We start from the raw sequence: 7,585 nt of genomic DNA on the forward strand, positions 1-7,585 counted from the left end.
GTAGAGCGCGTGGACCTTTCCGTCCCTGGCGGCAGGGTTGACCATGAGCGTGACGAACGGTTCGTCGCGGGTGGCGAGGAGGGCGTCGTGGATGCGGCGGGCGGTGCCGGTCTTTCGCCAGGTCGGGCGGACGCCGATCTCCTTCAGGGCCACGGCTGGGCGCTCGGTGTACTTCTCGGCCGGCGTCGGGCTGGTGCGCTGCCAGTAGCGGTCGCCGTGCTCGATGGTGTTGCCGTAGGCGTAGCCGATCGGGTGCCCGTCTGCGTATGCGAGGACGGCCGTGAGCCCGGCTCGGTGCCGTGTCGGTCCAGGCGTTCGCCGAACGCGGTGACGGCGTAGTTCGGCAGGTGGAGGAGTGGGGCGCGTACGTCGGCGTACACGTCGAGGAGGTCGCCGCGGGCGGTGTCGAGGGTGGTGAAGGTGCGCAGTTCGATGGCGGGCGCCGTGGTCATGCGGCCATCCTCCAGGTGGCGGTGTGCTCGGTCCAGGTCTGTGCGGTGGAGCTGCCCGGCGCGGTGGCGCGCAGTGCGGCCCCGAACTCCTGCAGCATGCGCGTGACCCGGGCGTGCTGGGTGGCGGCTTCGGCGGGGACCTACATCGCGGTGGCCGTGGCGGCGTCGGGGTCGCCCTGGGCGAGCTGGGCGTGGGCGAGCCGGGTCGTGGTGATGGCGCGGGACCGGACTATGTGGGGTCGGAGGGCGGACAGGCAGCGGTGGGCGTGGTACTCGGCGGTCGAGTAGTCGCCGAGCGCCAAGTGCGCGGATAGGGCCAGGGAGTCCAACTCTGCCTGGTCGTAGAAGGTCGGGTAGCCGAGGGTGCGATTCCCTCGGCTACCCGGCCAAGTCGCTTCTTCATCCCTATATGCCCTGATAGCAGAGATTCGCCCGATGTCGTCCCTCCAGACGCCGTTGCAGTGCACCGCTATGCTTCACCCATTTCGTCCACTGCCTTCACGGCCTCTTCATCAGTGAGGGAGTTGCGCTGTATGACTCGCCAAGGCTGGCTGCCTACGGACCGCGCTCGGCTGGAGAGGCTGCTCGCCTCATGGCGGGACTCACTTATCGACCTGAGCTTCCGTAACCGGCTGCTCAACTACCAGCGCCGCTCCTCGTCTGCGGGCATGGATCTGGTCGAGCCCGGGTTGTCCAGCGTGTTGGAAGCGCTCTCCCGCGGCTGTGCCTTCGCTGCTGTGCGCGGCGAGGCATCAGATGACGAGAACCATGCGTCGGGCGGGCCGGTGCCGCTTGCCAAAGTGGTCCCGGCCAGTTCCGCCACTGGCGCCAGGTCGATCGACACTCCTGCATCCCGGGCAGGAGTCGGCAGCAACCGCCCCACTGTGAAGATCACCACGTCCAAGGCCACGCAGGCTGAACAGGACCGGCATTTGCGTCGCTTGGCCCTGGTCGCGCGGGAGAAGTACAACGACTACGGCTTGTGGGTGCTCCATCTCGGCGTGGGTTTTCTCGACTGGACGCCGGCCCCATCTGCCGAGAAGAGCTTCAGTTCGCCGTTGGTGATGGTGCCGGTCGTACTGGAACGGCGACGCGGGGACTCGTACGTACTGAAGGCCAACCCAGATGAGGAGCCGACCCTCAACCCCGCCCTAGCCATCAAAATGGGCGAGTTGGGCGTTGACTGGCCACGTGTCGAGCAGGTGGAACAGCGTGACATTCCAGCCCTGATCGCACAGGTCCGGCGTGCGGTGGGGGGCATGCGCGGCTGGAATGTCGCCAATCGGATAGTGCTGGACACGTTCAACTCAAGCAAGGAGGTCATGTATCGGGACCTCCTCGACAACGCAGACCGGGTGCAGGCCAGCGCGCTTGTGCGCGCCATTGGGCTCGGCGCGGACTCTGGCCTCTCGCCGGGGACCTTCGCCTTCGAACCGGCCGACACCGATCGCATCGACGAGATCCAGCCGCCCGAAAAGGCCCCGCTTGTCCTTGACGCGGACTCTTCCCAGCGGCAGTGCGTTGCTGCTGCCATCGAGGGCCGCAGTTTCGTGATGGACGGGCCGCCTGGCACCGGCAAGAGCCAGACGATCACCAACATGATTGCGGGCCTGCTGGAACAGGGCCGTACTGTGCTGTTCATCAGCGAGAAGGCGGCTGCCCTGGACGTGGTCCGCAACCGTCTGAGCAATGTCGGTCTCGATGACTACGTCTTGGCGTTGCACAGCAACAGCACGGGCCGGAAGCAGGTGGCACAGGAGCTCGGCCGGGCGTTGCAGCCGCCTCCCCGACGCACTTCGTCGGGCGGTGCCCGGGCGGACCTCCAGCGAGCTCGCCAACTGCGCCAGGAACTCTCCGGGTACGCGGCGGCGATGAACGAGACCCGGCCCGGGCTCGGTCTGAGCCTGCATGAAGTCCTCGGCAGGATCTCGCTGCTGGACAGCTCTCATCCATTGCCCGCGGACCGGGCCTTCGACGCGGAGGCGCTCACGGCCGAGGGACTCGACCAGGCGAGGGTGGCAGCCCGGCAGGTCAGCAGATCGTGGCGCCCGGCCTTGGAAGGCACGGCATTCTCCTGGTACGGGCTGACGGACGTCGGTAACCCGCTGCAGACGCTCGATCGTGCCACCGAAGCCCTCAGCGACCTCGATACGAGGCTGCTGCCGCACACAGCTCTCCTTGGTGAACTCGATTGGCAGGGAGTTCGTGACACCGCCAGGCTGACCGCGCTGCTGCACCTCGCGGGCACACGGCCGACACTGCCGCACCCCTGGCTGACCGCCGATCACCACGGTCTGACCACAGCGGTGACGGACTTCCGACGCCGTCTGGACGAGGTCATCGACGCCGAACGGTCGGCGCGACAGACACTCGGCGCGGCATGGGAGCGGTTGCCGGCCGAGGCGGATCCCACGCCGAGTGCGGAGGAGATCGCTCTGTCGGCTGTGCGGCCTCCGGCCATCGACAGCAGTGTGCTGACTGCTGACGGCGTGCGTGAGCTCGGCGACCGTCTTGAGGCAGACGCCGCGGCACTCGACGAGGCGGTCCAGTCGCTGGCGGCCGTTGCCGCGATGTACGGCCTGCCCGCCCCCGAGTCCTGCGATGACGCCCTGCGTTTGGGTCACCTCGCGGTTCTTGCAGGACGCCCCGACGACGAGAAACCGCTGCCCGCATGGCTCACCCGTGAGGGAGCAGCTGACGCCAGGACTGCCGCGCAGGTCCTGCGTGAAGCGGTGAGGCGGTTGCGCGAGACTCGGAGGAAGGCCGAAGAGGTCTTCACGGACCGGGTGCTGCAGGAAGATTCCCTTGAAGAAGTCACGCACCGGTTTGCCACCGTGCACCGGTCCATCACCGGGAGGCTGTCCGCAGCGTGCCGGGCCGACCGGCGGCTGGTCAGGTCGTTTCTCCCCGACGGCGGCAAATGCACTAAGGCGGTTGTGGCCGCGCTTCCGGCTGCGGTGGCTTGGCAGCAGGCGGCACGGACGCTGAATGCCGAGGCCGACCGCCACGCGTCTGCCCTTGGTACGCACTGGCGGGGCGAGGACACCGAATTCGATGGCGTGGACTCCCTGATCGCGCTGGCCGACGACATCCTCAGGCTCGTTCCCCGGGTGCTGAACCCGGACGCACTGGCGCGCGAGGTGGCTTCCGGAGGGGCCCCGCATCCGGCCGCGAGTAGCAGCGCGGAACGGGCAGCCGCACGGTTGACTGAGTGGCGGGATTCCCTGGTGCTCCCACCAACGCCCGGGCCGTCGTACGAATTGGAACCAGGAAGCCTCAGAGCCGCTGCGCACTGGAGCCGCGCGCATGTTGTACCTCTGCGAGCGGCCGAGCAACTGATACGGATTGTGGAGGAGACCGCCGTCGCGAGCGGAGGAACAGTCGGGGCACCGGGCACCTGGACTCTCTCCGCAGCACGCGCCAGTGTGCATGCCGTACAGGCAGCGCGTGGTGCCGCGATGGAGTTCGAGTCCAGGGCGGACGGCGACCGGGAACTGCTCGGGGACCTCTACACGGGCCGGAGCACGAGTGTGTCCGACCTGGCTGCCGCTCTCGGTTGGATCAGCACTCTCCGTGAGGCGTGCGGGCTTCAGAGCACCGCGTCGCTGAGTGCCTCCGCCGCCGAGATCCTCTATCACGCTGAAGTCGACACCGAGTTGGAGGCTGCCGCAGGCACATGGACGCGGGCCACAGAGGCATTGGTGGACCTGTTCCGTCCGGAACGTGCGGAGCAGCTCCGTGAAGCGTTCTCCCGTGGCCAGGAAGCGGCCTTGAAGGTGCTCGCGGTCCTGGACGGTGATCGGGGCGGCCCTGACGAGTGGCGTGCCTACGACAGAGGCCGTAGGGCCCTCGACGACCTGAACCTGGGCGATCTGGTGGACCGGGCGGTGCGCCGAGGGGTTGCTCCGGCCGATTTCCCGGCGCTGGTCGAACGTGCGGCCCTCCGAGCATGGGCGGATTTCCAGCTGCCCGGTGACCCACGGCTGGGAACCACCCGATCCGCGGACCGCGACGACCTGGTGGCGGGGTTCCGCGAACTGGACGCGAAACTTGCCGACCAAGCCCGTGCGCGTGTCATTCAGACCTGTGACGCCCGCCGCTCGCGTACCTCGGACGCTTCGGGTGCGGCATTGCTCAGACGAGAGGGCGAGAAGAAGACCCGGCACAAGCCGGTACGAGAGCTGCTGGAGTCAGCCCGGGAGACGGTGCGGCTGATCAAGCCGTGCTTCATGATGAGTCCGCTCACCGTCAGCCGGTTCCTGCCGCCCGACCTCGTGTTCGATGTGGTCATCTTCGATGAGGCGTCGCAGGTGCTGCCGCAGGACGCCATCAACTGTGTCTACCGTGGTCGGGCGCTGGTCGTGGCGGGTGACCAGAAACAGCTCCCGCCCACCGCATTCTTCTCCTCCACCGGTGACGATGAGGAGGACACCCAGGACGAGGAGCTACCCGAGAAATTCGATTCCGTGCTGGACCTGTGCAAGGCGAGCGGGCTGCTGCCCAGTTTGTCGCTGCGCTGGCACTATCGCAGCCGTCATGAGGACCTGATTGCCTTCAGCAACCGGGAGTTCTACGACGAGTCGATGACCACCTTCCCGGGGGCTCACGCCGAGGGGCCGGATGTCGGCGTCGCCTTCTATCGTGCCAGGGAAGGCGTTTACCGTTCCGGGACGGCTGCTCAGAACAACCCCGGTGAGGCCGCGGAGGTGGCCCGCCGGGTGATCCACCACTTCAGTACGCGCAAAGGCAGATCGCTGGGTGTGGTGGCCCTGTCTCAGTCACAGGCTGTCGCGATCCAGGACGCGGTGGACGCGGCACGCCGGGATCGGCCCGACCTCGACGAGTGTTTCTCCGAGGACCGGCTGAACGGGTTCTTCGTCAAGAATCTGGAGAGCGTGCAGGGCGACGAACGGGACGTCATGATCCTGTCCGTCGGGTACGGCCCTGACGCCCACGGCAAGATTTCGAGGAACTTCGGTCCCATGAACAAGGCGGATGGCTGGCGCCGTCTGAACGTCGCCGTCACCCGCGCACGCCACCGCGTGGAAGTCGTGGCCTCGTTCGACCCCGATGAGGTGCCAGTGGGTAACACCGGCAAGAGCTTTCGGCACCTCCACCGCTACCTGCAGTACGCCCAGAGGGGTCCGTCTGTCCTCTCCAATGAAGCAGCGGACCCGGACGCCCAGCCAGAGAGCCCGTTTGAGGTATCCGTACTGGCGGTGTTGCGAGGCTGGGGCTACGACGTACAGCCTCAGGTTGGCGTGGCCGGCTACCGCATCGACCTGGGCGTCCGGCATCCGCACCGGCCGGGGTTGTACGCGCTGGGGGTGGAGTGCGATGGCGCCATGTACCACTCCTCGAAGGCAGCCCGTGACCGTGACCGGCTACGCGAAGGAGTGCTGCGGGGTCTTGGCTGGGAGCTGCACCGGATCTGGGGCACCGACTGGTACCACGATCGCTCTGGTGCAGAAGCCCGTCTTCGCGCCGCCGTCGAACGTGCGGTGGCCCTCCCCGTTGGTACGAGGCCCGGTGCAACCGGCGTGACCGAGGGTGACACGACGGAACCGGAAGCGTCGTCACGAGCCCTCGCACGTAGCGGACCTGCCCAACGATCGCCTGCGGGTCACGGTGCTGGAACCCGGACTGCCCCGGCCTCTACTCCGAGAGCGGGGCAGCGCAGAACAGTGCCGACTCCGCGGTATCGGGAAACCCCTTCTGCCGTCACCTACCCGGTGACGGCGTTGGCCAAGGCGTCCCGGGAGCGTGTCGAGAACGAGCTGTCCCAGATACACGAGTACTTGCGGCAACCGGAGCCCCTTGATACCGCCACCGATTACCGAGTGCGCGCCGACAACCGGCGCAAATGGGAAAGGCGACGTGAACAGCTGGAGGAGCGCGCCACCTTCCTGGAGAGCTTCCTCGGGGCAACCTCTGTGATTCCTCGCACAACCGGGGGAGTGACGGTCGCCCCAGGTCGCATGGTCGGCCTGAGCTTCGACGGCTCTGCGGATGTCGAGGAATACGAGATCACTTCTCAGAGCCCGGTCACGGAGGAGGGCCAGACGCTCAGCCCGTTCACGCCACTCGCCGTTGCCCTGCTGTGGCGCGGGACCGGTCAGGTGGAATACGAGGACGGCTCAGGGAAGCGCCACACCGCTCACATTCGGCATGTCCGCGACTGAACGGAACCGTGCCGTCATCGGCCAGAGCCAAACGCAGAGGAGCGATCTGGCCTCGCGGTCGGATGGAGATGTGGGGCCGGTCAGTGGCTGGCTCGGATCATGACTGTGAGTATCGGCGAGTCCGGTGACGGCTGGCTCTGGCCGATGTCCTCGTATCCCCACGTCTCGTAGAGCGCGTGGACCTTTCCGTCCCTGGCGGCAGGGTTGACCATGAGCGTGACGAACGGTTCGTCGCGGGTGGCGAGGAGGGCGTCGTGGATGCGGCGGGCGGTGCCGGTCTTTCGCCAGGTCGGGCGGACGCCGATCTCCTTCAGGGCCACGGCTGGGCGCTCGGTGTACTTCTCGGCCGGCGTCGGGCTGGTGCGCTGCCAGTAGCGGTCGCCGTGCTCGATGGTGTTGCCGTAGGCGTAGCCGATCGGGTGCCCGTCTGCGTATGCGAGGACGGCCGTGAGCCCGGCTCGGTGCCGTGTCGGTCCAGGCGTTCGCCGAACGCGGTGACGGCGTAGTTCGGCAGGTGGAGGAGTGGGGCGCGTACGTCGGCGTACACGTCGAGGAGGTCGCCGCGGGCGGTGTCGAGGGTGGTGAAGGTGCGCAGTTCGATGGCGGGCGCCGTGGTCATGCGGCCATCCTCCAGGTGGCGGTGTGCTCGGTCCAGGTCTGTGCGGTGGAGCTGCCCGGCGCGGTGGCGCGCAGTGCGGCCCCGAACTCCTGCAGCATGCGCGTGACCCGGGCGTGCTGGGTGGCGGCTTCGGCGGGGACCTACATCGCGGTGGCCGTGGCGGCGTCGGGGTCGCCCTGGGCGAGCTGGGCGTGGGCGAGCCGGGTCGTGGTGATGGCGCGGGACCGGACTATGTGGGGTCGGAGGGCGGACAGGCAGCGGTGGGCGTGGTACTCGGCGGTCGAGTAGTCGCCGAGCGCCAAGTGCGCGGATAGGGCCAGGGAGTCCAACTC

The 7,585-nt window shown here is 67.8% G+C and carries 1 protein-coding gene and 4 pseudogenes; 1 reads left to right on the forward strand and 4 read right to left on the reverse strand.

Features of this window, described 5'->3' with window-relative positions:
• Both B9S61_RS26840 and B9S61_RS26845 read right to left on the reverse strand, forming a co-directional pair.
• A pseudogene (locus B9S61_RS26840) lies at positions 1 to 452 on the reverse strand (GNAT family N-acetyltransferase); the annotation flags it as partial.
• Positions 449 to 799, reverse strand: a pseudogene (locus B9S61_RS26845) (hypothetical protein); the annotation flags it as partial. The pseudogenes B9S61_RS26845 and B9S61_RS26840, both read right to left, overlap by 4 nt.
• A gap of 186 nt (positions 800 to 985) precedes the next feature.
• On the opposite strand from B9S61_RS26845, the gene B9S61_RS26850 reads away from it, so the two are divergent.
• Positions 986 to 6,634, forward strand: a complete 5,649-nt coding sequence (locus tag B9S61_RS26850) for a DUF4011 domain-containing protein (protein ID WP_103544554.1) — start codon at positions 986 to 988, stop codon at positions 6,632 to 6,634.
• A gap of 80 nt (positions 6,635 to 6,714) precedes the next feature.
• On the opposite strand, the pseudogene B9S61_RS26855 reads toward B9S61_RS26850, so the two are convergent.
• Together B9S61_RS26855 and B9S61_RS26860 are read right to left on the reverse strand one after the other, a co-directional pair.
• Positions 6,715 to 7,253 (reverse strand): annotated as a pseudogene (locus B9S61_RS26855) (GNAT family N-acetyltransferase).
• Positions 7,250 to 7,585 (reverse strand): annotated as a pseudogene (locus B9S61_RS26860) (hypothetical protein); the annotation flags it as partial. The pseudogenes B9S61_RS26860 and B9S61_RS26855, both read right to left, overlap by 4 nt.

The sequence above is a fragment of the Streptomyces sp. SM1 genome, from assembly GCF_002910825.1.
In the GTDB taxonomy this organism is placed as follows: domain Bacteria; phylum Actinomycetota; class Actinomycetes; order Streptomycetales; family Streptomycetaceae; genus Streptomyces; species Streptomyces okerensis.